The sequence below is a fragment of the Enterococcus sp. DIV1682a genome, from assembly GCF_051711005.1.
GTDB classification, from domain to species: domain Bacteria; phylum Bacillota; class Bacilli; order Lactobacillales; family Enterococcaceae; genus Enterococcus_B; species Enterococcus_B hirae.
This window is the reverse complement of the sequence record NZ_JBIOLT010000001.1, coordinates 318064-345000: the sequence shown is the minus strand read 5'-3', so window position 1 is coordinate 345000 and position 26937 is coordinate 318064. Positions and strand designations below refer to the sequence as shown.

The 26937-nt window shown below is 36.7% G+C and carries 18 protein-coding genes and 2 rRNA genes (1 of these 20 only partly in view); 8 read left to right on the top strand and 12 right to left on the bottom strand.

The features are described 5' to 3' along the window. The 5 genes from IGJ23_RS01565 to IGJ23_RS01545 form a co-directional block, all read right to left on the bottom strand. Nucleotides 1–265, bottom strand: a 23S ribosomal RNA gene (locus IGJ23_RS01565); it reaches 2649 nt to the left of the window's first position. A gap of 232 nt (nucleotides 266–497) precedes the next feature. Beyond that, a 16S ribosomal RNA gene (locus IGJ23_RS01560) occupies nucleotides 498–2057 on the bottom strand. Together the 16S and 23S rRNA genes form the textbook arrangement of a ribosomal RNA operon. A 1120-nt stretch (nucleotides 2058–3177) precedes the next feature. Further along, nucleotides 3178–3528 (bottom strand): Spx/MgsR family RNA polymerase-binding regulatory protein, encoded by a 351-nt coding sequence (locus IGJ23_RS01555; protein WP_010720213.1) that lies wholly within the window; start codon nucleotides 3526–3528, stop codon nucleotides 3178–3180. Nucleotides 3529–3549: 21 nt separating this feature from the next. Then, entirely contained in the window at nucleotides 3550–3954 is a 405-nt protein-coding gene (locus tag IGJ23_RS01550) for a Spx/MgsR family RNA polymerase-binding regulatory protein (RefSeq protein ID WP_438774549.1), read from the bottom strand. Nucleotides 3955–4182: 228 nt separating this feature from the next. Next, nucleotides 4183–6387 (bottom strand): ATP-dependent helicase, encoded by a 2205-nt coding sequence (locus tag IGJ23_RS01545; protein WP_010720215.1) that lies wholly within the window; start codon nucleotides 6385–6387, stop codon nucleotides 4183–4185. Nucleotides 6388–6564: 177 nt separating this feature from the next. Between IGJ23_RS01545 and IGJ23_RS01540 the strand changes: the two genes are divergently transcribed. Continuing rightward, nucleotides 6565–7254: a YoaK family protein gene (locus tag IGJ23_RS01540; protein ID WP_010736953.1), complete on the top strand. Its 690-nt coding sequence runs from the start codon at nucleotides 6565–6567 to the stop codon at nucleotides 7252–7254. A 126-nt stretch (nucleotides 7255–7380) separates the two neighbouring features. On the opposite strand, the gene IGJ23_RS01535 is transcribed toward IGJ23_RS01540, so the two are convergent. Next, nucleotides 7381–7611, bottom strand: a complete 231-nt coding sequence (locus IGJ23_RS01535; protein WP_010720217.1) for a hypothetical protein — start codon at nucleotides 7609–7611, stop codon at nucleotides 7381–7383. A 260-nt stretch (nucleotides 7612–7871) separates the two neighbouring features. Between IGJ23_RS01535 and IGJ23_RS01530 the strand changes: the two genes are divergently transcribed. The 3 genes from IGJ23_RS01530 to IGJ23_RS01520 all read left to right on the top strand — a co-directional run bounded on the left by IGJ23_RS01530 (nucleotide 7872) and on the right by IGJ23_RS01520 (nucleotide 10633). Beyond that, nucleotides 7872–8474, top strand: coding sequence for an accessory gene regulator B family protein (locus IGJ23_RS01530; RefSeq protein WP_010736952.1), 603 nt, complete (start codon nucleotides 7872–7874; stop codon nucleotides 8472–8474). 140 nt (nucleotides 8475–8614) lie between these two features. Then, the gene (locus IGJ23_RS01525) at nucleotides 8615–9892 is read left to right on the top strand and encodes a sensor histidine kinase (protein ID WP_010736951.1); all 1278 of its coding nucleotides are present in this window, start codon (nucleotides 8615–8617) and stop codon (nucleotides 9890–9892) included. 12 nt (nucleotides 9893–9904) lie between these two features. Next, nucleotides 9905–10633, top strand: coding sequence for a LytR/AlgR family response regulator transcription factor (locus IGJ23_RS01520; RefSeq protein ID WP_010720220.1), 729 nt, complete (start codon nucleotides 9905–9907; stop codon nucleotides 10631–10633). A 103-nt stretch (nucleotides 10634–10736) separates the two neighbouring features. Here the strand turns inward: IGJ23_RS01520 and IGJ23_RS01515 are convergent, their stop codons facing one another. Further along, nucleotides 10737–12254 (bottom strand): zinc ABC transporter substrate-binding protein AdcA, encoded by a 1518-nt coding sequence (locus IGJ23_RS01515; RefSeq protein WP_207431864.1) that lies wholly within the window; start codon nucleotides 12252–12254, stop codon nucleotides 10737–10739. 294 nt (nucleotides 12255–12548) lie between these two features. Here IGJ23_RS01515 and IGJ23_RS01510 point away from each other — a divergent pair, with 294 nt between their 5' ends. Both IGJ23_RS01510 and IGJ23_RS01505 read left to right on the top strand, forming a co-directional pair. Further along, nucleotides 12549–13736, top strand: coding sequence for an AI-2E family transporter (locus IGJ23_RS01510; protein WP_010720222.1), 1188 nt, complete (start codon nucleotides 12549–12551; stop codon nucleotides 13734–13736). 596 nt (nucleotides 13737–14332) lie between these two features. Beyond that, on the top strand, nucleotides 14333–14437 hold the full coding sequence (locus tag IGJ23_RS01505) for a putative holin-like toxin (protein ID WP_223603620.1): 105 nt from the start codon (nucleotides 14333–14335) through the stop codon (nucleotides 14435–14437). 168 nt (nucleotides 14438–14605) lie between these two features. On the opposite strand, the gene IGJ23_RS01500 is transcribed toward IGJ23_RS01505, so the two are convergent. Together IGJ23_RS01500 and IGJ23_RS01495 are read right to left on the bottom strand one after the other, a co-directional pair. Next, on the bottom strand, nucleotides 14606–14746 hold the full coding sequence (locus IGJ23_RS01500) for a hypothetical protein (RefSeq protein ID WP_161298828.1): 141 nt from the start codon (nucleotides 14744–14746) through the stop codon (nucleotides 14606–14608). Nucleotides 14747–15116: 370 nt separating this feature from the next. Then, the gene (locus IGJ23_RS01495; protein WP_438774548.1) at nucleotides 15117–19388 is read right to left on the bottom strand and encodes a BspA family leucine-rich repeat surface protein; all 4272 of its coding nucleotides are present in this window, start codon (nucleotides 19386–19388) and stop codon (nucleotides 15117–15119) included. A 487-nt stretch (nucleotides 19389–19875) separates the two neighbouring features. On the opposite strand from IGJ23_RS01495, the gene IGJ23_RS01490 reads away from it, so the two are divergent. Further along, nucleotides 19876–20442, top strand: coding sequence for a hypothetical protein (locus IGJ23_RS01490; RefSeq protein ID WP_367010830.1), 567 nt, complete (start codon nucleotides 19876–19878; stop codon nucleotides 20440–20442). 394 nt (nucleotides 20443–20836) lie between these two features. On the opposite strand, the gene treC is transcribed toward IGJ23_RS01490, so the two are convergent. The 3 genes from treC to IGJ23_RS01475 form a co-directional block, all read right to left on the bottom strand. After that, complete coding sequence (gene treC / locus IGJ23_RS01485; protein WP_034699232.1) at nucleotides 20837–22465, bottom strand: alpha,alpha-phosphotrehalase; 1629 nt, start codon at nucleotides 22463–22465, stop codon at nucleotides 20837–20839. Between the two features lie 269 nt (nucleotides 22466–22734). Continuing rightward, nucleotides 22735–25446 (bottom strand): FtsX-like permease family protein, encoded by a 2712-nt coding sequence (locus IGJ23_RS01480; RefSeq protein WP_438774547.1) that lies wholly within the window; start codon nucleotides 25444–25446, stop codon nucleotides 22735–22737. A 9-nt stretch (nucleotides 25447–25455) separates the two neighbouring features. Next, entirely contained in the window at nucleotides 25456–26157 is a 702-nt protein-coding gene (locus IGJ23_RS01475; protein WP_010720230.1) for an ABC transporter ATP-binding protein, read from the bottom strand. 163 nt (nucleotides 26158–26320) lie between these two features. On the opposite strand from IGJ23_RS01475, the gene IGJ23_RS01470 reads away from it, so the two are divergent. Further along, nucleotides 26321–26926, top strand: a complete 606-nt coding sequence (locus tag IGJ23_RS01470) for a cysteine hydrolase (RefSeq protein WP_010720231.1) — start codon at nucleotides 26321–26323, stop codon at nucleotides 26924–26926. The last annotated feature ends 11 nt before the right edge of the window (nucleotides 26927–26937 follow it).

The window sequence follows — 26937 nt, the reverse complement described above, 5'->3', positions numbered from 1 at the left end:
TTCCCGTTTCGCTCGCCGCTACTCAGGGAATCGAATTTTCTTTCTCTTCCTGCAGGTACTTAGATGTTTCAGTTCTCTGCGTCTACCTCGAATGCGCTATGTATTCACGCAAACGTAACATCCTATAAAAGATGCTGGGTTCCCCCATTCGGAAATCTCTGGATCATAGCTTACGTACAGCTCCCCAAAGCATATCGGTGTTAGTCCCGTCCTTCATCGGCTCCTAGTGCCAAGGCATCCACCGTGCGCCCTTATTCACTTAACCTTATCAACCTTGCGGTTGGGTTTTGATCTTTCTTCTAGCGATAGAAGTCCGATCAAGAAAATAAGCAATTGAACTTATTAAAAAACTCACTCAACGCGGTGTTCTCGGTTTGTATTACTAATTTACTTCAAATATCCAGTTTTCAATGAACAAAAATATCTCTTTGAGAGTAAACCTCTCAAAACTGAACAAAGTGAAAAACAAACAGTGTAGTCTCCGTAATATTCCTTAGAAAGGAGGTGATCCAGCCGCACCTTCCGATACGGCTACCTTGTTACGACTTCACCCCAATCATCTATCCCACCTTAGGCGGCTGGCTCCAAAAGGTTACCTCACCGACTTCGGGTGTTACAAACTCTCGTGGTGTGACGGGCGGTGTGTACAAGGCCCGGGAACGTATTCACCGCGGCGTGCTGATCCGCGATTACTAGCGATTCCGGCTTCATGTAGGCGAGTTGCAGCCTACAATCCGAACTGAGAGAAGCTTTAAGAGATTAGCTTAGCCTCGCGACTTTGCGACTCGTTGTACTTCCCATTGTAGCACGTGTGTAGCCCAGGTCATAAGGGGCATGATGATTTGACGTCATCCCCACCTTCCTCCGGTTTGTCACCGGCAGTCTTGCTAGAGTGCCCAACTAAATGATGGCAACTAACAATAAGGGTTGCGCTCGTTGCGGGACTTAACCCAACATCTCACGACACGAGCTGACGACAACCATGCACCACCTGTCACTTTGCCCCCGAAGGGGAAGCTCTATCTCTAGAGTGGTCAAAGGATGTCAAGACCTGGTAAGGTTCTTCGCGTTGCTTCGAATTAAACCACATGCTCCACCGCTTGTGCGGGCCCCCGTCAATTCCTTTGAGTTTCAACCTTGCGGTCGTACTCCCCAGGCGGAGTGCTTAATGCGTTAGCTGCAGCACTGAAGGGCGGAAACCCTCCAACACTTAGCACTCATCGTTTACGGCGTGGACTACCAGGGTATCTAATCCTGTTTGCTCCCCACGCTTTCGAGCCTCAGCGTCAGTTACAGACCAGAGAGCCGCCTTCGCCACTGGTGTTCCTCCATATATCTACGCATTTCACCGCTACACATGGAATTCCACTCTCCTCTTCTGCACTCAAGTCTCCCAGTTTCCAATGACCCTCCCCGGTTGAGCCGGGGGCTTTCACATCAGACTTAAGAAACCGCCTGCGCTCGCTTTACGCCCAATAAATCCGGACAACGCTTGCCACCTACGTATTACCGCGGCTGCTGGCACGTAGTTAGCCGTGGCTTTCTGGTTAGATACCGTCAAGGGATGAACAGTTACTCTCATCCTTGTTCTTCTCTAACAACAGAGTTTTACGATCCGAAAACCTTCTTCACTCACGCGGCGTTGCTCGGTCAGACTTTCGTCCATTGCCGAAGATTCCCTACTGCTGCCTCCCGTAGGAGTTTGGGCCGTGTCTCAGTCCCAATGTGGCCGATCACCCTCTCAGGTCGGCTATGCATCGTCGCCTTGGTGAGCCGTTACCTCACCAACTAGCTAATGCACCGCGGGTCCATCCATCAGCGACACCCGAAAGCGCCTTTCAAATCAAAACCATGCGGTTTCGATTGTTATACGGTATTAGCACCTGTTTCCAAGTGTTATCCCCTTCTGATGGGCAGGTTACCCACGTGTTACTCACCCGTTCGCCACTCCTCTTTTTCCGGTGGAGCAAGCTCCGGTGGAAAAAGAAGCGTTCGACTTGCATGTATTAGGCACGCCGCCAGCGTTCGTCCTGAGCCAGGATCAAACTCTCATAAAAAGTTCGAACAATCTTGCGATTGTTAAGCTCAATTGTTTGCTAGCATATTGCTTGCTTGTTAAAAATGTTTGTTGTCTTGAATCAATCAAGACGCCCTACACATTTGGTTTGTCTTTGCTTTGTTCAGTTTTCAAAGGTCTACTTGATTAACGCTACTTGATTTAAAGTTGAAACTTCTTAACGAGCTAGCGATTAATCATTCGATATTGCCGTAGCAACTTTTATATCATAACAGACCGACATTTGTTTGTCAACTCTTTTTTTAAAAGTTTTTTCACTTCGTTTTTCAGAAGTGCTTCAGCAACTCATTTATCATAACTCATCGTTTGTTATTTGTCAACAACTTTTTTGAAGTTTTTTTCGATGAAATCAAGCTTCATAAGCTGTTGTTTTTTAACGACTCAGTTATCTTATCATGTGATAACTCACACGTCAAGAACTTTTTGAATCTTTTTTATTACTTCATTTTTTTAAAACGAGTAACTAAAAACAACAAAAAAGAATATATCATGTAATTTTACACATGTCAATAAGTATTTAAACCTTTGGTATAGGTTATACTTCAAGTTTCAGCTTTTCTATATTAAATAAGCCATAGTCATTCTACTGATTCTGGCTATCCAGATAATCGAACTGTAAGACTTCTTTCAGCTGTTGTCCATTTATGACATCTTTGGTTACTCCACACGGTTGCCCCATTGATGAACGTTCATCGTTTTCCCGTTGATCAATGAGGTTGAGACAAGAGGCTGTGAAATAAGCGTTCAACTCCGAGCGAATAAGCGATGATTTTTTAAAATAGCTCCTCATATTTTAGAAAACCATCGCTTATTGTTGAGGAGTTGCTTCTTGAACGCCTTTTAGCAAGAGGTTGTGAAAAGAGTGTCTTGACCTAAGCGTTAAGTCAAAAAATCTCGAAACAGCTCCTCATGTTTTGAGATTTTTTGACTTATCGCCGAAGGTCAGCTCTTTGAACACCGTTTATTCGTTTTTAGAGATAATAGAAGAGACTGAGACAAGTTTCTTTTAGAAAAGATCACTCACAAAAAAAGGAAATGAATAGCCATCCATCTCCTCTAACCGACTATTTCGTTTTTTTGCCACTGAAGTCATCCTGTATTTATTGGCTTGCAATTAATTTCTCCATTAATTCCTCATTAAACCCAACAAATAAAACATTATCAAAAATAATCAGCGGACGTCTGATTAGTTCTCCATGTGTTCTACACAAAACAATCAATTGTTGTTCATTAATAGTAGATAAATCAATTTCCAGATTTTTGAAACCTTGTGACCAAGTGGCGAACAGTCGTTCCGCGTGAACATTCTCAAACCCACACAATTCTTTTGCTTCCTTAACGGTTAGCTCTCTCTGATCTAAATCAATAAACTGATAAGAGAGATGATGTTCTTCTAACCACTGCTTTGCTTTTAGACACGTCACACAATGCGCCGACCCGTATACCTTCACAAGATTCCTCCTTTTTTAAATTTAACTGAAGATACTGTTTTGCATATAAATCATTCTTCTTGCAACTGAACGAATTTCTCTTGGAACAAACGAACGAATTTCATCTTCATTAAAACCGATCAATATTCTTTTTTCATCAATTAAGATCGGACGTCTTAGTAAAGAAGGATATTGTTTAAACAGGACGATCATTTGCTTTAATGTGAGCTCGTTGAAGTCAATAGCTAATTTTTCGTATATTTTTGAGCGAGTAGAGATAATGTCTTCAACGCCTCCGTTAGCGGCTGCTAAAATTTCACGTATTTCATTTTCTGATATCGGCTCTGCAAAAATATTTTTTTCTTCAAAATCTAAACGATTTTCTTGCAACCATGCTCTTGCCTTTCTACAAGAAGTACAGCTAGGGGAAGTATATACTTTTATCATTCTCTCACTCCTTTTTAATTATAATCCCATTCTAACTGAAAGTTATAAAAAACACCAATTATTAGCTATTAAAATTCAGAAAATTTATTCTTCTTTGCTATTAAACCCTTTTAATCCTGTGTTTATATGAAAAAAAATAATTTATTTTGTATAAAAAAAAGAAGAAAAACACATAAAAAAAACGACATTATTAGTATTTTATACCTAATAATATCGTTTTTTATGTGATTAAACATGTATTTTTTTAATTTTACAACCTGTTTCTCTAATAAATCTAGAAGTTTTCAATTTTCTCGTCCCCTTCATCAAAGGTATACACAAATAGAGACGATTTCTTGCTCGGGTCATTGCTACATAAAAAAGACGGCGTTCTTCTTCGACTGTTGTCACATGCTCTGCCTTGACCTTATCCAAACTAATGGCTGCTTTATCAGAGGCACCATTGTAAGGAATAGCTCCTTCATTACAACCAACTAAAAAAACATTGCGATAGCTTAAGCCTTTACTTCTATGAATACTTTGAATGCATAAAGCATCAAGTTTTCCTTGCCGGTAAGCGATTAAACGAGTTTTTAGTTGTTTCGCAACTGCTTGGATGTCTTTTTCTAAATGGTTGATTTTTTCTAATGTTGGAAATTGTTTGAGCGTTCCTAACAACCATTCACGCTCACTACCGTCTATTTCTTTAGTTGGTCGACTTAATTTAAGGTAGCTTTGAATTAAACGATCAAAACCTTTTCCGCCATTTTTATCAAAAGTATGAAGGTCCTTTACAAACCGATGAATCTCTTTTTCTTTTGTTTTTAAATGCGGCTTTACAGAAAGGATATATTCCACAATATCTGTTACTTTATTTCGTTTAGAAAAATAGTCCTCACATTCAGCTTTCTTGAAATAGCAATTAATCATTAACTGATAGAGTACTTGTTGATAACCCTGTGTCTTTTTTTGATAAGTAGTTGCATTTTGCCAGTAAAGGATCCTTTGATAGAACTGTTGAAATAGTTTTATTCCAAATATCCCTTCGTATGGGCCATCTGCTTCTAGCACAAAGGGGATATCCGTCTGTAACAAGTCTTGGACTAATTGCTGGGTTTGCGTTAACGACCGATATAAAACGATTGATTCTTTGTATTTTCCTTTATGTTTAATCAATGTTTTGATTTGTTCAATGATCCAGCGACTTTCAGCTTGTATATCATCAAAAGCTAGCGCCTGCATGATCCCCGCCTCTTTCTTAGCTGGAATCATTGCTTTTTGGATACGATCATTTTTATTAAATGTAATTAAGCGATTCGCTCCTTGAACAATGGTGGCACGTGAACGATAGTTGGTTAATAAAAAAAGCGTCTTCGTTGCGTACTCTTGGTCAAAATTTTTAATATAAGAAGGTTCCGAACCTCGAAACCCATAGATACTTTGATCATCGTCACCGACCACAATAAGTTTCATTGGTGTTTCCTTCGTGATCAGGCGAACAATTTCCCACTGTAAAGGATTCGTGTCTTGAAATTCATCAATAAATAAATAATCATATTTTTGTCCCACGAAGTTTCTGATTTCTTCGTTCTGCAAGGCTTGTTTTAAATTACTTAGAACATCATTGAATTCAAAAAGATGTTGCTCTTTCTTTTGTGCTTGCAGTTCTCGCATGAAGTGGGTCATTCTTTCGGAAATCGGCATAGTTGCATTCGGTTCAATAAAGTCAAAGTTTTCTTTTATCAATACTCGCGTTTCTTCTATTGATAAGTTCATATTCTGCCAATAATCAAGACGTGCCGCCAAATTTTTTTCTCCATATTGATCAAAAGCATATAAATTATACTTACGAATAAGTTGTTGTATTAGTCCACTGACTTTGTATGAGGTCTCTTTTGAAAATTCTCCCTGTATCCCTTCAGTGACTACTTCTGGGAATTGGCGACAAATATCATTGTACAAACGAAAAAAGATACTATGAAAAGTTCCTATATGAACATTGGTCTTTCGTTGGCTAAAATTATCTACTCGCTTTTTCAATTCATTCGCAGCATTTCTCGTAAAAGTGATCATCAATATCCGTTGCTCATCTACCTGATTTTCAGTCATTAAATAGACAGCTTTTGCACAAATTGTTTGGGTCTTCCCACTTCCCGCTCCTGCAATGATCCTTAGATTTTTTTCCATATTGTAAGTAATCGCTGCTTTTTGCTCGTAATTAAAACGATTGTAGGAGCGCTTTTCCATCATATCGAAAAATGAATGACTATTATTCGTTTCTTTTTCTTCCTCAATCAGCCCAGGTGCTTCACCATAAGCTGCTTCATAGCTTGCAATGATCTCTTCTTGCATCCGGAAAATTTGTTGGAGCTTCTCATATCTTTTTTCCCAATGACTGATTTCTCTTTGTAAGCGAAGTATTTCTTTTTCATTCCCTTGATTGATTGTTTTCACATCTTTCTATATATAAATGGTCAATATTTTTCTTTTATACTAACAGACCTTTCTAAAAATTAAAATGACTTTAGCAAACACTGACCTTTTCTGAAAATTATCTATAAAATATCAAAAACATATAACCAATATGATAGAATAAAAAAGACAAATATATTAATTTGAAGGTGAATATAAATGAGTACTTCATTTCATGAAGGACGGACAATCGGACTTTTATTATCCTTTATCGGTGGCGCAATGGACAGTTATACATATATTCAATATAACGCATTTGCTTCAGCACAAACGGGTAATATTGTCTTAGCAATCATCCAAGCTTTCGATGGTGAATGGATTAGCGTTGGAAAAAAAATTCTTTCTACTGTCTTCTTTTTTTTAGGGATTTTACTGACAAAATTTTTGATTGATTATTTCAAAAAGAAAGAAAAACACTATTGGCGTTTGTATGTTCTTTACTACGAAGCAATTATCTTTTTCTTAGTCAGTCTGACTCCAATCAGTATCCACCCAGCCATCGTAACCATCATGATTGCATTTACAGCAGCTATTCAATGGGTCGCTTTTGATAAAATCGATGGACGAGCTTATACTAATCTTTTTACTACGGGGAATCTAAAAGGAGTTGCTACTAACTTATACGATTCTCTTGTCACAAAAGAAAAAGCAGCGTTCGATCGTTTTTTCCATTTTCTGACAGTTGTTCTGGCTTTCATCAGTGGCGCAGGCGTTCTCGTTTTTTGCCATCATTTATTTGGGCATTTTGCTATTTTATTAGTGGCTGTTTTATTTTTAATCATAGCAATTGTTCAAAGCATTCAAGTATGGAAATTTTACCAACGTCATATAGTCTTATCCAAAAAATAAGGACAAGCGTGTTCACTTTAATGACCAACTAAAAAAATCACTATACTAAAACACAACAAATAGACTGATTTACAGGATACTCGGACAGTACCTCAGCCTATTTGTTGTGTTTATGTTTATTTTTATTCATTCCATTATCGCACTTGATTTTCGAACAACAAGTTGCCAATGCAAACTGTCGGCAGTTTCATTATCTTCTACTGCACATTTGATGACCCGGATCATCACGCTGTTTTCATAAACTTTTTCAATTTCTCCTTTGATAGGTGCTTCAAATAAATCTGAAACAAAAGCACCTGTTTCACCAACTTCAAATAATTGCTCATCCATTTTCTCCATTACTTGTTCATTCCCCATGATAGTTCCTCCAATATTTTTTAAGTCAATCAATTTTTAACACACTTCTAGGCAGAGAACACATAAAAATCATAAAAAGCCCTTTTCATGTCAAAACCGTTCACTTTTTTTATCTGCCATTTATAAAATACTCAAAAAAGAAAGATCTAACTGAATTTTTTGATCTTTTTTTTACGGTTTTGATGTCAAAACAACCTTTTATGAATCGAAACACTATTTTTAACAAATTTAGAATAAAATCGTTATTGGAGGTACGTTGGATGAAAAATAAAGTTGTAAATAGAATATTAGACACATTATTCAGTGGTGAAAAAATAGAAGATGAAATGGTTTATCTCCAAGTAAAATTTGCCCTTGATGTATTAATGAATAACCTTGGCAAATTGGCCGTTGTTTTAGTATTTTCTTTAATAACCGGTTCTTGGGTCGAAACAGGATTGACCTTTCTTTCTTATATTTGTATCCGTCGCTATGCTTACGGACTTCATTCTGATTCTGAATTTGTTTGTTTACTATGGACTTTGCTTTATTTGTGGGGCGTTCCCCTCTTAATGAAACACTTTGATGTGACCATCTCTTCCCCACTGAAGGTCATTTCATTGATCATCTGTTTCTTATTGTTGCTTCGCTATGGATCAAAAGGTACAGCAATCAATCCCATTGAACCTGAAAAACGCCCACCACTGTTAAAAAAAGCAATTTTCATGTTTCTTCTATTTGCAATAACTATTTTATTTTTCGCTAATTCTTACTTTTCTACTTACTTGCTTCTCGGGATTATTTTAGAAATAGCTACGCTGCTTCCAATTACGAATTATATAATGAATCTTGGAGGAATTTTCTATGAAAAAAACAATCATTAAACAACTTACTAATTTGTCTGACTTCTTTGTGTCTGGATGCTGCTTTGGTATGAGTTCAGAGTTTAAAATCCCTGAAAAATTAAAAAAATAATTCAATAAATATGCTATAATTTGGTAAAAATCAATGGGAGCTGTACTTTATGTTTTTGTGGTCCATAGCCTTGCAATATTTAATTTACACAATTTGTGTATTACTCATTGAACACCAAATTAAAAAGAAATACTTATTCGTTACCACTATTTTAATCTCTTGTGTCTTGTTAGGTTTTATGTATCCTTTATTTGGGATATTTACTGCTTTATTTGCTATAGGTATGCTGATGCTAACATTCTTCTTCTTTTCTACTTCCCCGCAAAAACTGGTTTATGCTCTTCCTTGGGGATTGCTTACTTCGCTTTTAGGAGACCATTTGACGAGCATCAGCGATTTTTTTATTTTGAAATCTGCTGTCATTGAACCAGGAGATTCCTTGCAGTATATTCATATCGTCATTTCTGCGACGTTATCGATCTTACTTGCTTTAGCTTTTAAAAAAGCCTTAGAAAATTTCCATGGGTTGGATCGCCGAATGATTGGAACCGTTGGCGCGTTGATGTTATTTACCTATTATATCGTTATCTTTTATACACGTTTTTCTGGCGAGACTCCCCAAATTTTAACTATCAACACTGGCTTTTTCATTCTTTATCTCTGTGGCGGGCTGTTTATCCTCATTTATTATTGGAAAATTTCAAAGAGAAAAATGGCAGACCAATTGTTAGAACAGCGTATGCAAATGCAACAAGATTACATCCGTGATCTAGAAAAAAACTATCAAGACCTTAGAGAATTCAAGCATGATTATCAAAACTTGCTTTTTTCAATGAATAGTTATCTTGCTGAAGGTGACCTGGAGGGATTACGTAAGTACTACAATCAAAATATCTTACCCACTCGTCAAATGATGGATCTTTTCCCAGCAAACCTTAGTCTGTTAGATAACATAAAAATTCCTGAAATAAGAAGCTTATTGTCTTTGAAATTAATGATGGCACAAGAAAAAGGATTATCCGTGCATCTTGTTATTCCAGAAGAGATCACTTTAAAGAAAAAACACACAGTAAACATCGTCCGAATGTTAGGTATTATTTTAGATAATGCGATTGAAGGAGCTTTAATTACTAAAAAGAAGAAAATTGAACTCTTTGTTTTAAAAAAGAAAAACTCAGTGATTATTCGTGTCATCAATACAACGATGAATACACTTCCGTTAAATCAATTAAAACAAAAAGGTTTTTCAACAAAAAAAGATCCTAAAAACGAAGGACTCGGTTTATTCATTTTGGATGAGCTGTCAAAGGCCAATCCTTATATCTTTTTAGAGACATCTATTGAGAATCAACGTTTTTCTCAGACAATCTATATACAAACAAAATAAAGGAGTATTCGTATGATTCCAATTTATATTTGCGAAGATGACACGAAACAGTTGGAAGTAATTTCAGCAGTGATCAAAAATCGAATTATGATTGAGAATTTGGATAGTTATGTCCATATCGCCACTTCTGATCCAATTGAACTTCTTCAAGCAGCTAGAGTACGAACCTCATCTTTTGGTATTTATTTTTTAGACATTGAATTAAAAGATAGCGATCTAGATGGTATTATGATCGGAAAACGCGTAAGAGATCTAGATCCTTTAGGAAAAATTATTTATGTTACTTCTCATACGGATCTTTCAATGTCTATCTTAAAGAGTAATATTGAACCGACTGATTATATTATCAAAGAAGATATTTTTGATTTAAAAGAAAATGTGGAACGTATTTTAAGTAAGATCTTTGAAGATGTCAAAGCGACTCCTTTACAAAAAGATATTTTTAAAATCGAATTTAATGATGAAATAAAATTTCTTCCGATCAAAGATATCCAGTATTTCTCTACTTCCCCAGGAACGCCACATAAATTAGAGGTTCATTTGACTCATGCGCAAATGCAGTTCTATGATAAAATCAAAGAAATAGAGAAAATGAACCGTCATTTTATCCGCTGCCATAAATCATACGTGATCAATACTCAAAATGTCCGTACGATCAACAAAAAAACTCGTGAAATCACGTTAGCAAATGGCGAAGTGATTCCGGCTTCTGTACGTGGTTTAAAAAAATTGATCTCGTAAATCTCAGACTTCTCCCCAAAAACAAACAAAAAAATGAGCAAAACTCGTCTGTTTGTTTTGCTCATTTTTTCTTATTTATCTTTTCTTGTTCCTATTTTGTAGTTTAATGTAACAGCATTTCTTGCGCAATTTCTTGCCCACTCATCTCCACTGGATAAAAAGTTGGCCAATGATCCATTTCTGCCAGTAAACTTTCTTGACTTTCATTCCCTAAATAGATATGAAAATGTTCCGAATCTGTTGGTGCAATCGAATGATCACTGAATTGTACATATCGATAAGCGCCACTTTCTGGCTCTACTGCTTCAAATAAGTAGCGTACGCCTCGATTTCCTGCAGCGTAATTCAAAACTCTTTTACCTGCATATCGGTAAGATGATTGCTTCGTCTCACCATTTTTAAAAGTAAATGCCATTCTATCTCCGTCAATCTTGATCTTTTCGACATCCGTCTGGTATCCGACGGTATAATAATCCTTGTACTCTTTTGCTGATTTTTTTGGATCGATTTTTGCCTTATACTCAAATACGGGATCTAAGGTTCCATCAGCTAAATAGTTATCGACCGTTTGCCATTGCCCTTTCCAATCGGACAATTTGCGGTCTTTCACAGCTGAATCTTCAAAGTAACCATTATATACATTTTTTTCTTTTTCTGGTGTCAGTGTGGCTTCCAGTGGATTCACTGTATCTGTCGTTTTTTGTAACGACTTGAGGTTTTCTTTCATTATGGTTACGTAGTTTTCACCATTTGCAAGTTGTTCTTTCGTTAAACCTTCTAGAGGATTCAAGACAGCCAAAGAAACGCCGGCTTCATTTGCTAGAGTTCTAGCGATACTGTCTTTAGCATTTTCTTCGAAATAAATATATTTGATCCCATGATCTTTTACAAACTGTTTTAATTCAGCAATTCTTGCGGCTGAAGGCTCCTCACTTGAGGATAAGCCAGCTATTGACACTTGATTCAGTCCATACTCTAATGCCAAATAGTTGAATGCGGCATGTTGGGTAACAAAAGATTTTTGTTTTGCTTTACTTAAGGTATCCTGATAACTCTGATGAAGTTCTTGTAATTTTTCTAAATAATTCTCCGCATTTTTAGTAAAGGCTTCTTTTTTATCGGGGTATTTTGTGATCAGTTGATCCCTTATACTTTTTACTTGTTTCATTGCTAAACTTGGAGCTAACCAAACATGCGGGTCTAATTCATGAGAATGCCCTGCTTCGCCATGACTATGGTCATGTCCTTCTTCACTACCCGGTAACAACAACATCCCTTCAGTCGCTTTGACTGCTAACACATTCCCCTCTTTCAATGTGTTTTGGATTGCTGGTACCCAGGTTTCCATATTTTCGTTGTTATAGACAAAGACATCCGCATTTTGAATTTTTGCCATATCTTTTGCTGATGGCTCATAGTCGTGTGAATCTGTCCCAGCAGGAATCAATAACTCAACTTCTCCTTCATCTCCCACTACTTCTTTCGTGAAATCATACATTGGATAAAAAGTCGTCATCACCTGCAATTTTTCTTTTTTGTTCGCGGCTTCTTGTTGATTGCCACAACTGGCAAGTATACAAACAGTAACTACTATCCCTAATAAATAAACCAAACGCTTCATTTGACGACACTCCTTCATCTTCTTTCATTTTACGATTAAAGTTACCAAATCGTAATCTTTACGTTTTAGCAACAGGATTTAATTTATCATATCGCTAAATAAATAGTCAAGCGTTTTCTTAAAACTATTTCTTTTTATTTTCTAGCCATTTCTGAACAGTATCATTTTCTTTTTGTCACTAGTTCCGACTATAATAAGATAAATCAGCTTGACGTTCCCGATAGGTAAAAAACAATTTCCTTTTACTTTTATCTTGAACTTAGAGCGATTTAGTACATTGAAAGGAGTAATAAATTGAAGAATAATTCTAAAGATCAGTCTCGTCTGATACGTTTTCTAGGAGGAACGACTTCCTATTATGTATTAGGGTTGTTGATTATGTTAGCTTTAGTGATCTATTTTTTTCAGCAGATCGGTTTTATTTTTAAACCATTTTTTGTGATTTTTGCAACGACACTCGCCCCAGTACTATTTGCGTTAGTTTTATATTATTTACTAGACCCGTTGATCAAACGTTTGAGCCGAAAACTATCTAGAAATTTATCTGTTACTATCGTTTATGTCATTATTTTATTTTTGATCGGCTTAGGGAGTGTTTGGTTAGTTCCTTTCTTGGAGCAACAAGCCAAAACACTAATGACTAGTTTTCCTGATTTATTTAACGATTTTATACAAACTTTGAAAAACTTCCTAGCGCAAACACCTTTTGCGGACACATTCGATCAATTCTTTTCATCGATTGATGATTGGACGTCTAATTTTGCCTCGTTTATTGGCGATTATTGGGAAAGTGGTGCACAAAGTATCGGGAATATCTTTTCAGCAGTAACATCTACCTTTATTACATTGTTTACTGGTCCAATCATTGCGTTCTTCTTATTAAGAGATCCTCAGAAATTTTATCAAGCTGTGTTAGGGATCGTACCACCCAAGTTCCGTACAGATTTTCGGACATTGACTAAAATCGCCAATCAACAATTAGGTGATTTCTTAAAAGGGCAAATCATTGCTTCTTTCATCTTAGGAGCTGTTTATTGGGTCACATTTTTATTGATCGGCTTAGAATTTGCAAGCATACTAGCAATCGCAGCTGGGATTTTATGTATCATTCCTTACATTGGACCATTTATTGCCTTCTTTCCTGGATTGTTTATTGCTTTCCAAGATTCGACATTCATGGCAATTAAGTTTGTTTTGGTCTGGTTCATCGTCCAATTACTTCATGGGGACTTAGTTATCCCTCGAGTTATGGGCAATCGCCTTCAAGTCCATCCAATCACTATTTTGATTGTTTTATTAGTGATGGGTGATTTACTAGGACTCATGGGTGTAATTTTTGGTATCCCAATTTACACATTGATCAAATTATTGGTTGTCTTTACTTTTAAAAAGTTCAAACAACGCTACAACAAGTATTATGGCGATCAGGGTGTCTACCAAAAAGCAGAATTTTCGGAAAAAGACTACTTTGAAAAAGAGTAAAGAAAGTCTGGAACATCTCTCAAAAAAACGAGGGACTAGGACGACCAAGCTTATTTTCTTACTGAAGAAGACTATTGTCCCAGTCTCTACTAAACAGACCTTTTTTCCTGTATCTATGTAAAACAACAAGAGCTGCAATCCACATTTAGGAGTGCAGCTCTTCTTTTTTATGCTCATCAATCGCATAAAATGATTGGGGTTTTTAATTTACATCGATTCAATGACTAAGTGATTCCGTTTATTGAAGTGACCTGTTACTGAAATAGTATAATTGCCTTCTTCCAAAATAAGCAATTTATCCGTTATTTCTATATTGACCACTGATTGATTGGTTCAGGGCTCATTGGTAATGTAAATCGCACAAGCAATGGCTGTGTCTTGATTTCCTGAATTTTACCGAGTAAAACAATAGATTATTCCATCACGATCACCTCGCTAAAATTATAGAAAAAACAACTAAAATCGAGAATTTTTAATCGATTTTAGATATGCTAATAATAATCAAGACAGTAAAGTTTGTGACGGTGGCTATCCGATTGAAAGTGAGGTGGTGCGTATGTGCGTACTTCCAAAATCTTACAGAAAGGAGAAGCCTTTTGCCTGTTGAAACGGCGTTAGGATTAATGATTGGTTTCGGTTCTTTAATCGCAACAATCATTTTTGGAATCTTGGCAGTTGTAAACAACAATCAAAAAAAATAACCGTCAGCTTTAGCCGGTCGACGATTATTTTTCAAAAATAATATTAAACTGGTCACCGTCTTAAACGGTGCTGTTAAGGGAGTTGTTAGCGCAACTCCTCTTTTCGTATTCATTATATCAACTTTATTGATCTTTTACAATCAGAATGGGAAATCATCATTGCTAATATCATTGTCCATCCAATGGATTTTGCGAAGCGTTAAATCCACTGTTATTAGTCATCGTTGTTTCATGTTGTTCAAAGGTGGTTGTGATTGGAATCTTGGCAGGTTGATCAGTGTGATTACTACATAACACTAAGTAACGCATAATTTTACATCATATTTATTTTTAGATATTAGTGTCCAGAAAATGGAGATTTGATCGACACAATGACAATAGATATTTTTAAACTAAAAAGTAAGAATAGAAAGGGAAAAAACAGCTAAGTTCACAAGTTTAAAAAAGAAGAAACCCCTGATATAATGTATTTTTTGTGTGTCACTTTTCTTTTTAAATGGCATAAATTTTTAATTTTATTTGACACAAAATATAAACCTCTGTACACATTCCGGTATTCCTCATTTAGCTCAACCTGTTTTAATTTTGAGCGTATCTTAAATCAAGAAAACTGAGACATTGATCAGATTTTTTCTAATCAATGCCCCAGTTTTTAGACTTACATTAATTTGTTTTTTCCTTAATTTACAGACACTGTTTGGTTTTCAGCCAATAAGTTGCCACTTCCATCATAGAAATTCATCGTTACTTGATCATCAGCTTTGATTAGATCTGGCTTCACATAATAACTGATTGCCCCATCCTTAAAGCTCCCACCTTTACTGATCAGTTTACCATTGACAAACAAGTGTCCTTGGTGGACTTGGGTATCAGAGCCATAGGCTCCTTTGATCGTTTGTGTGCCGATTTTATAAGTCAATTCGTTGATTTCAGCTGTTGGTGTTTGAATAGTGACATCAATCTCTGATCCTGGAATTTGTTGCCCTCGATTGTTGGCACCCATCAAGACTACCTGATCATCTTCTGATACTTTGAGGTTTCCTACATAATAACTGAACTTGCCATCTTTGAAGCTACCGCCTTGACTAACTTTTTCGCCATTGACCAACAAGATTCCTTGGTAAACATCGCCTGTGTAGCTTCCTTCGATTACTGTACTGATTCCCACACGATGGGCTTCTGTTAATTGACCCAGTTGTTCTCCTATAGTCACTGGTTGCGGGTCCCCTAGTGGTGTATCGAATTTATCATAGCCTTGAATCGTTGCTTGATCCCCTGCTTTGATGATTTGAGAGTTCACATAATAGCTAAACTTACCATCTTTATAGGTTCCGCCCCAGCTGATTACTTCCCCATTCACTACTAGTTTTCCTTTATGGATATCCCCCGTATAAGTTCCAGTAATGGTTGAATCACCTAGCTTATAAGTGTCCACCTGATCAATTGATCCTGAAGATTCGGAAATCACTTCAATCTCTTTTGAATCTATCAATTCCTTCTCTTTGTTGTAGCCATCTAATACGACTTTGTCACCGACTTTTAATTTGCCAACACCGACATAATAGCTGAATTGACCATCTTTGAAGCTACCGCCCCAGCTGACCACTTTGCCATTAACGGTTAATCGTCCGAGAGACATATCCCCTGTGTAGGTTCCAGTAATATTGACATCTCCTACATGATATTCTTGTGGTTTCAACTCACTTTTCACTAGTTCTGCCACATAAGTTCCTGCCGTTAAATCACCAGTTCCGTAATTTGTCATAAAGTCAGCAGGTGAATAGCCTTTGGACTGACCATCTTCACGAATCCAATTCCCTGTCAGCTGATCTCCATCGTTCAATGCTTTCGGTGCTGATAAACCAGTGTCTCCAACCGCTTTAAAGTGATCGCCTAGTGTTAATTTAGCAAGAGGTGTGTCCTTAAAAATATCCTGCATATTTGTTACGTTACTAGTATCAAAACCACTTAAATCTAGACTTGTTATGCTACCCATACCACTAAACATATTACTCATATGTGTTACTTTGCTAGTGTCAAAGTTGCTTAAATCTAGACTTGTTATGCTACCCATACCTTTAAACATGGCTCTCATATCTGTTACGTTGCTAGTATCAAAACCACTTACATCTAAATTTGTTACGCTACTCAGACCGTTAAACATAGAAACCATACTTGTTACGTTGCCGGTATCCAGTTGACTTAACCCTTCGATTTCAGTTACATTCGCAAGGTCACCTTTAATGCTACTTCCAGTAAATAATAAATTAGCATTTTCTGGAGCAACTACTTTTCCAGACAAGACAATTTTCTTGATGGCTTTAATATCTACTTTGTCGCTGTTCCATGGTGATTCTTCATAACCACTTAACTCACCTGCTCCGATTGTTAACGTTCCTGTATCTTCATCAAACATATACGGACTAGTACCCCACGTGTCTGTTTCAACGGAAACATACGTGCCAGCAGTCAAATCACCAGTGCCATAGTTTTTCATGAAATCTTTTGCTGAATAAAACGTCCCTTTGCCATCTTCTCGCTTCCAAGCAGAAGTAAGATCTCCTTCTCCATTAACAAATTTAAATGTGTCTCCTAGTGTTAATTTCTTAAGTGAAGTATTAGTAAACATATAACCCATATCTGTTACTTTGCTAGTGTCAAAGTTGCTTAAATCTAGACTTGTTACACTGCTCATACCATAAAACATAGAAGCCATATCTGTTACGTTACTGGTATCAAAGCCACTTACATCTAGACTTGTTATGCTACTCATATCTTTAAACATTTTCCACATATCTGTTACGTTACTGGTATCCAGTTGACTTAACCCTTCGATTTCAGTTACATTTGTAGGTTTTTCAGCCGTGGTATTTCCACTAAATAATAACCTAGAATTTTCTGGAGCAACTACTTTTCCAGACAAGACAATTTTCTTGATTGCTTTAGCATCTACTTTTTTGTTTTCGAACCATGGCGATTCTTTATAGCCACTTAATTCGCCTGCTTCAATCGTCAATGTCCCTGTGTTTTCATCAAAATTATACGGACTGGTACCCCACCATCCTGTAGCAGAAACGTACGTGCCAGCAGTCAAATCACCAGTGCCATAGTTTTTCATGAAATCTTCTGCTGTATAAGCCTTACCTTTGCCATCTTCTCTCTTCCAAGCAGAAGTAAGAGCTCCTTGTCCATTTACAAATTTGAATGTATCTCCTAGAATTAATTTCTTAAGTGGAGTATCAGCAAACATATTACCCATATCTGTTACTTTGCTAGTGTCAAAGTTGCTTAAATCTAGACTTTTTACGCTACCCATACCTCTAAACATATAACCCATATCTGTTACGTTACTGGTATCAAAGTTACTTACATCTAGACTTGTTAAGCTACTGACAAAATTAAACATAGAGTGCATATCTGTTACATTACTGGTATCAAAGCTACTTACATCTAAACTTGTTACACTGCTCATACCATAAAACATATAACTCATAGCTGTTACGTTACTGGTATCAAAGCTACTTACATCTAGACTTGTTATGCTACTCAAAGCTTTAAACATATCTCCCATATATGTTACGTTACTGGTATCCAGTTGACTTAACCCTTCGATTTCAGTTACATTCGTAGGTTTGTCATCCGAGGTATTTCCACTAAATAATAACCTAGAATCTTTTGGAGCAACTACTTTCCCAGACAAGACTATTTTCTTGATGGCTTTACCATCTACTTTTTTGCTGTTCCATGGTGATTCTGCAGAGCTACTTAACTCACCTGCTTCGATCGTCAATACCCCTGTATTTTCATCAAAGTTATACGGACTAGTTCCCCATGTGCCTGTTTCAACGGAAACATACGTGCCAGCAGTCAAATCACCAGTGCCATAGTTTTTCATGAAATCTTTTGCTGAATAAAACGTCCCTTTGCCATCTTCTCGCTTCCAAGCAGAAGTAAGACCTCCTTGTCCATTAACAAATTTAAATGTGTCTCCTAGTGTTAATTTCTTAAGTGGAGTACCAGTACACATATTATACATAGATGTTACTTTGCTAGTGTCAAAGTTGCTTAAATCTAGACTTGTTACGCTATCCATACCGCTAAACATATTACCCATATCTGTTACTTTACTGGTATCAAAACCACTTACATCTAAACTTGTTACGCTGCTCATACCTTTAAACATATAATCCATAGTTGTTACGTTACTGGTATCAAAGCTACTTACATCTAAACTTGTTACACTGCTCATACCATAAAACATATAACTCATAGCTGTTACTTTACTGGTATCCAGTTGACTTAGCCCTTCGATTTCAGTTACATTCGTAAGATCCTTATTAGCGGTACTTGTACTAAATAAGAATTTAGAATTTTCTGGAGCAACTACTTTCCCAGCCAAGACAATTTTTTTGATGGCATTACTATCTACTTTGTCGCTGCTCCATGGCGATTCTTTATAGCCACTTAACTCACCTGCTCCGATTGTCAATACTCCTGTGTTTTCATCAAAAGTATACGAGCTGGTACCCCATGTGCCAGTTATCTTAGAAGCTGCTGCCACGTTCGCTTTTTGCGCTACTTTTGGCGCTTCAGCTGTTGGATTAGTTGCATCCTCTTCACTGTCGGTAGTCGCTGCTGTTGCTTGCTCTTGTTCTGTTGCTTGGTTTTGGGTGTCATCCGTTGTTTCAGCTGTTGGTGCTAATGAATCACTAGCTGTAGTGGTTGAATCCGTTGTGTTTACTAACGGATCTGTGACGTTTTGTATCGTTTGATCGATGACTTCTTTTGCTTCATTCGCCTGTGTTTGTTCAGTAGCAGTTTCAGCTGTTGGTGACAAAGTATCCGCTAATGCCATCGTTGGTGCAATCCCGGTATTTCCCATCACCCCAGCCACCGCAAACATCGTTAATAGCTGTTTTTTACGTTTTGCTGTTAATTTTTTCTTACTCATATTTACTCCTTTTTTGCTCTTATTTTTGATCATTACTTTCTCGTCAATACCACTTCATCAGCTTTAGGTGTTTCCCCTGTTTTCAATTGATGTCTCTTTCCAATGTCTTGTTACCGAAGCTGAAAAAATCGTATTGATTATCTCCCCTGTAGCGTTTATTTTACTTGTTCTAAGCAAGCATAAACGCTCAATATTCCCAATTAATATTCTTGAATTTTGAGCGTTTACCATAACGTTTTTTTGTATATATTTATTTCATTGATCGAGGAAATCAATCAAGCTTCTTCTACTACTTATCATCTGAAGAAATTTTTCACCTACATGGTACGCTTTATGTAAAGGTTAATGGGTAAAAGAAAAAGAGAGTGAGACAATAGTCAGAAAAAAATCTGATTATTGCCCCGCTCTCTTTTTTATTACATTTTTAAAGCTACTTTCAAATGTTGTTTGCTATAATTAAAAAAAGGTCTTTAAGGAGAACTAAATCATGCTTTTAATTAAATTTATGTTTACTTTAATATATTATGGTAGTTTTATTTATACAGTCTACAAAGTCAGGCAGATCCAACAGGAGTATTCAGATATCATGGCTCTATATAAACAAGAAAGAGAGCGTACTTTTCCAAACCTAACTGAACAAGAACAAAAGAAACGAAAAAAAGCAATCTCACAATATTATGAAAAAAAGGACCCTTCTTTTGCTCTAAAAAGAAAATTTTCATTTATCATTTATGTTATTGTCTTTTTTATTTTGGAACGTGTTATTCGCTGCTTTTTCCCTATTGAAGACGTTCCCAAAAATTTGAATTATATAATTCCCTATTTAGGAATAGCCCTTACCATCAGTGCTGTTACAGGTTTTTACTTAATTAAATCCAAAAAAAAGGAACGCGAAATATTTAAACAGTATTTAATAGACTATCCCAAAAACGAATTACAATTTGTTTGGGTTTCAGAAAAACTTCAGGCAAGTTTTATGCAAAATACAAATAAAAGATTTATAGTCCATCTTACACTAGGTATATTAATGATATTGTATCCTCTTTTTTCTTAGATGAGAGCATACATTAAATTGTTATTGCTTCCATCATATTCTTTGATTTGCAATACTCAATTTTAACATTACTCAATCGATTTTTTCATGATTCTTTCTTCTTATCTCACATTTGTTTTTAGACAAAATAAAAACGACCTTAATCCAATAACTCATGGATTAAGGGTCGAATGTTTTCCCACTAGCTGATAGTCCATTAAAAATTCAAATTTCTTTCAAAATATCTCGTGTAAAATTTTATCTGCAACCGATTCATCGTTTTTTTCAAAACAGTTGCTCATAAAGACATCAGTAATTTGTCAATCTCATGAAAGTTTTTTTACTTTAGAAACAAAGATCATGCTCAGTTACTATCGGCTCATCGTTTACCAATTTTTTGCTCTTGATCTTTTATTTACTGGATCAACAGTGCGATCGCTTGATAAGGCCTTAGGGTCAATTCCTCTTGAATAAGAGTATTGGCATAATTGCTGATAAGCGGTTGGGCACTAACAAATTCTTCTGGGATCGTTATGGTCGTTTCATTTTCGTAAAAATTAGTTAAAACCAATAATTTTTGTCCGTCTAATTGTCTTAAATAACCGTATACTTGGGGATGATCGGGTTCATAAGCTTGATAGTCCCCTGATGCAATTACAGGATATTGTTTTCGCAATTGAATCAATTTTTTGTAGTATGCGAAAATCGATTGCTCAGATGTACGTTCTTGTTCTACATTGATGACCTCATGATTTGCCGCTAACCCTAACCAAGGTGTTCCTGTGGTAAAGCCTGCTGTTTCATCACTTGTCCATTGCATCGGTGTCCGAGCGTTATCTCTGGATTTCGCCTTGATTCGCCGAAAAGCTTCTTCTTCCGAGAATGATTGGTTCAGCATTTCTTGGTAAGCATTTAAACTTTCTACATCGACGTAATCATCGATATGCTGAAAGTCTGGATCGATCATCCCAATTTCTTCCCCCATATAAATATAAGGCGTCCCACGATTCAAATGGATCATCGTCGCTAACATTTTAGCCCCTTCTGTGCGGTATTTATCAATTGCTACAAAGCGGTTGAGGGCTCTTGGCTGGTCGTGGTTATTTAAGAACAACGCATTCCAGCCATTTCCTTTACTCATCGCTTCGCCCCATGTATGGAACAGACTTTTTAAAGCTTCAAAATCAAAAGGTGGCGTACTCCATTTGTTTCCATTTTCGTAATCAACCTTCAAATGATGAAAATTGAACACCATCGAAAGCTCATTCCGACTTGGTTCCGTATACAAAATACAATTTTCAATCGTCGTTGAACTCATTTCTCCAACTGTGATGATTTCTGGATCTTGACCAAAAGTTTCCCGATTTAATCGTTGAAGATACGTATGAGTAATCGGCTTGTCAGTATATTCTGCTTTTCCTTGGTTCTCTGCATTATTTTTGAGTTCTTCATCTTTCCCGATCACGTTGATCACATCAAAGCGAAAACCTTTGACCCCTTTAGACATCCAAAAACGAACAACTTTGAACAACTCTGTTTGCACTGCTTCATTTCGCCAATTTAAATCTGCTTGTGTTTGATCATAGAGATGTAAATAATACTTACCCGTATCTCCAAAAGGCGCCCATGCATTACCACCAAATTTAGATACCCAATCGGTTGGCTCATCTCTTAGAATAAAAAAATCTTGGTAAAAACGATCGCCAGCTAAAGCTTTTTGAAACCATTCGTGTTCTATTGAGACATGGTTTAAAACCATATCAAGCATAATCTCTATATTATAGCTCTTTGCTTGTGTGACTAGTTCTTCAAATTCTTCCATCGTTCCAAATAGTGGATCAATCGCTACATAATCAGAAATATCATAGCCATTATCTTTTTGTGGACTCGGATAAATGGGGTTCAACCAAATCATATCGACCCCTAGTTCATGCAGATAAGGTAATTTTTCTTTGATCCCTTTTAAATCGCCAATCCCGTCACCATTACTATCACGATAAGATTTAGGATAAATTTGATAAACTACTTTCTCATTAAACGACATCCTCATTCGCCTCCAATCAGCTATCATTCCAACTTATATATACAAGTTTACAAATCCTATTATAAAGGAAAAGGAAGCGTTTATCAAGGACAGAGCTAAGTCCTCTAATAGGAAGACCTCACCCATTATAAACTGTCGCACATCCAACAAATTGGCATAACAAAACCTGCGTATCATTTTCCCTACACCAAATTTTCTTTTCATCAACCAGTTACTTAATAAAAAAACTTCTTGCAAAAGTCTACTCAACTTTTAGCAAGAAGCTTTTTTTATTCGTTTGATTTCAAAGCATCAATCATATTGATGTGTTTTAGTTTGAAGTGGGTCACCACCATGACGATAACTGTAAAGACAATAGTCAAAACAGCAGAAAGAGCATATGCTTTCCAAGTGATCACTAATGGGAAGATCACCGTCTCCATTGAAGCCTGTTGTAAAATAAAGTCAGTTAGGACGTAGCCGATGCCAAATCCACCTACAATACCAACTAAAGTAAAAATAATATTCTCCCTCACAATATACATCGTTACTTCTTTATCAAAAAAGCCTAGTACTTTGATCGTTGATAATTCCCGCACTCGTTCAGAAATATTGATATTGGTTAAATTATACAACACGATAAACGCTAACAGCCCTGATAAAACGACAAAAATCACAACGATTGAATCGAGGTTCGCAAGTGATTCTTCTTGGGTTTCCATTTGTTTCGAAACAAAAGACGTATTTGTTACTGCATTGGTTCCCAATAGCTTTTCTGACAAAGCATTCTCTTGTTTTTTAGACATTGGGTCAGCTTGAACTAAATAAGCATTTGTAGAAGCTTCGTTTCCTGATACTTTTTGATAATAGGCAGGGCTCATATAAACAAAGTTTCCTAAATAGTTTTGAGCAATGGCTTTCACCGTAACCGATAACTCTTTTTGGTCATCCGTGTACAATGAAAGGCGGTCTCCTTCAGATACATCAAACAGTTCGGCAGCTTTTTGTGTGAGGACGATTCCTGAATCATTCAACTCCATGTTACATCCTTTTAATGAGATCAAGTGAATAAACGGTGATAGACCTTTTGACGTTTCCGGTATGATCATCGTAACGCTTTGAGTCGCTTGTCCTTGTTGCCGAAGCTCGATCGTTTGCATGTTTACTGCTAGCAAATCAGTAATTTTCGGATCGGATTCTAACTGTTCCTTTGCTTTTGTTTCACTGTTTTCTGTTTCTCCATCTAAAGTGACAATTGCTTGGTAATTCGTAATTGGGCCAAATTGTTTATCAGAAACAGAGCTTAAAGAGTCTTTCAATCCTACGCCTGCTACCATTAAACCAGCACAACCAGCAATCCCAACGATTGCCATAAACATTCTGGATTTATAACGGAACAGATTTCGATAACTGATTTTCTGATTAAAGCTTAATCTTGACCACAGTGGTGTGATATATTCCAATAATATTCTTTTGCCTGGTTTTGGCGCTTTGGGTTGTAATAAAGCTGCCGGTCTTTCTCTTAAATCTTTGAATAAGACAATCATCGCTGCACCAAATGCAGCGATAAAAAACGCCACTGCCGCTTGTAAAATCGGAGACCAATCATAAAAAATGACTGCTGATCCGATATCATAGCGTTCATTCGATAGTTCAAAAATAATTCTTGGTAATAGATTGGTTCCTAAGACGGTTCCTAAAATAATTCCTAGACCAGAAGCTAAACTTGCATAAATAGCATATTTTTTTGCAATTTCAAATTTAGTATAGCCTAATGCTTTCAACGTACCGATTTCTCGTCGGTTTTCTTCGACCATCCGTGTCATCGTCGTAAAAGTGATCAATGCTGCAATAAAGAAGAAGAAAACAGGAAAAACATTAGCAATGGCTGCGATCCGTTCAGCTAAATCACCAAATTCTTGAAAGCCCACATTATCTGAACGCTCTTGGAAACGATAGGTTGGTTTTTCCAAACGATTGATCTTTTCTTCATTTTCGGTAATTTGGGCCTGTGCATCATTCAGTTTTTCTTGTTGTTCAGCGACTTGCTTTTCTTGCTCAGCTAGCTGTGCTTCTTGCGTAGCTAGTTCATTAGTTGCTACTGTTCGTTGTACTTCAGGCAATTGTTCGAGCATTGAACGTTGTTGCTCTAGTTGGGATCTGGCAGCTGCCAATTGACTTTGTGCCAGACTAATTTGTTCTTGACCAGCACTCACCTTTTCTTTTTCTGGTTGTAAAGACTCCTTAGCTTGTTCCCTTAGTTCAGTTAAACGTGCAGCTGGTCGATCTTGGAAAAGTTTCTCCACGCTTTTTTGGTTTTGTGCCATTTTGTCCCGATATTCTTTACTATAAGTATCAAAGGATGAAACATTTTTAAACGTTAAATAAATAACCGATTGAATGTCTGTGTTAAATTCTGTTTCAGGTAAATAAACAAAATAATCAATCGTGCCGTTCCCGACATTGGCAAAACCACGTTCTAAATTATTGATGAAAAGTGGCGATCGTACAAATCCAACAATTTGATAGTCTTTCTTTTTCACGTTGTCAGAATCGATCGTATACGTTTCGCCTATTTTATAGCCTAGACTTTTTGCTTTTTCATCTAGTACGAGTTCGTCTTTATTCTTTGGTAAATGCCCGTCTACTACTTCTAAAAGGTTTTGTTTATTTGATTTTTTATAAGAAAAAACTTGCACAACTTCGTTTTTACTTGAGCTGGAATAATAAAATTGTTTTCCCGTTTCCAGTTGTGCATCAGGGATTTTTTCGGCTCTAGTTACGTCTTGTTCCGTTAAACCACCAGTTGAAATGATTTGTAAATCCGATAGATTGCCTTTTTCAACATAGTGATCCATCGTTTTTTGCATAACCGGCCCCGCCGTTTTAACGCCTACGAATAACAAGGTCCCTAGCAAAATGATCAATACAATGGCAATAAATCTACCTTTCGATTGTTTGATTTCTCTAGCACTTGCTTTAAGATATGTTTTTGTTTTCATAGCCCCTCCTTACCACACAATCTCATCAATGGTTGAAGGATGATCGTTTGTTTCAATCGAACGGACTTTCGCATCGTTGATATGGATGACACGATCAGCAATCGGTGCTAAGGCAGAATTATGAGTAATGATCAACACCGTATTCCCATGTTCTCTACTCGCATTTTGTAATAACTTCAACACCTGTTTCCCTGTTTCAAAATCCAACGCACCTGTTGGTTCATCACATAGAAGTAATTTCGGATTTTTTGCTAATGCTCGAGCAATGGAAACACGCTGCTGTTCTCCTCCTGAAAGCTGTGAAGGAAAATTGTCCAGCCGATGTGCCAGACCTACTTGTGTCAATACCTCCACTGGATCTAACGCATCTGGTGAAACTTCTGTTGCCAACTCGACATTTTCTTTTGCTGTTAAATTCGGTACCAAATTATAAAATTGAAATACAAATCCGACATCTGTTCGACGATAGGCGGTCAATTGTTTATCGTTGAACTGAGCGATGTCTGTCTGATCAATGATGATTTGCCCTTCATCTGGCTTATCCATCCCGCCTAATATATTAAGAACAGTTGACTTCCCTGCACCACTTGGACCAAGTATAATGACTAGTTCTCCTTTTTTGATCGCAAATGAAATATTATCATTTGCGGTAATCGTTGTTTCTCCCATTTTGTACCGTTTACATTCGTTGATTACTTCTACATAGCTCATCCTTCTTCTCTCATCTCCATCTCTTTACGAATAAAGTCGCTACTTTTTATTTTACCATTGAAATGAATCAGACTAAAGATTTGATAGACGATTCATTGACAAATACAGAAATTATGTTTTACTTACATGGAAAACGATCTATTTATTGAAAGAAGGAAAACCCATGACTACTACAAAATCACCTATTCCACTCGAATTAGCAAAAACAGCTTTTTTACCGATCGATCTCCAAAAAGGAATTGTGAATTCTGGGCAATTATTCCCTTATGATGCAACCACCATCCTCTCAAACAATCAACTGATTGCTGAGCAGTTAAAGCATACACCTGCTTGGAATATACTAGTCAATGTCGATATTACCAGCTTTCAGTATTTGAGTGCTAAAAATGACCGAGCACAAGCAGGTTCTTTTTATACCCCCCCTAAAGAATTTACTGATTTATTACTTGAACCTACCACCAAAGGAACACAAAACACACTCACGATCACTAAACATAATCCAAGTGCTTTTTTTGGAACGTCTTTAGATGCCCAACTTCGTCGAAGAAAGATCGATACGCTCATTCTTTCAGGTGTAGCAACTTCAAACGGTGTCTATGCCACCGCTTTAGATGCTTTTCAACATGGTTACCATGTTATTGTTATCGAAGATGGTTGTAGTGATCGAGATCTAGAACTTCATACGCTCTTTTTTGAAAAAATGTTTCCAAAAACAGCACGAGTGCGTACAACCAAAGAAATCCTTCAAGCAATCGAAGAAGCCAGATAAAGGAACCAAAC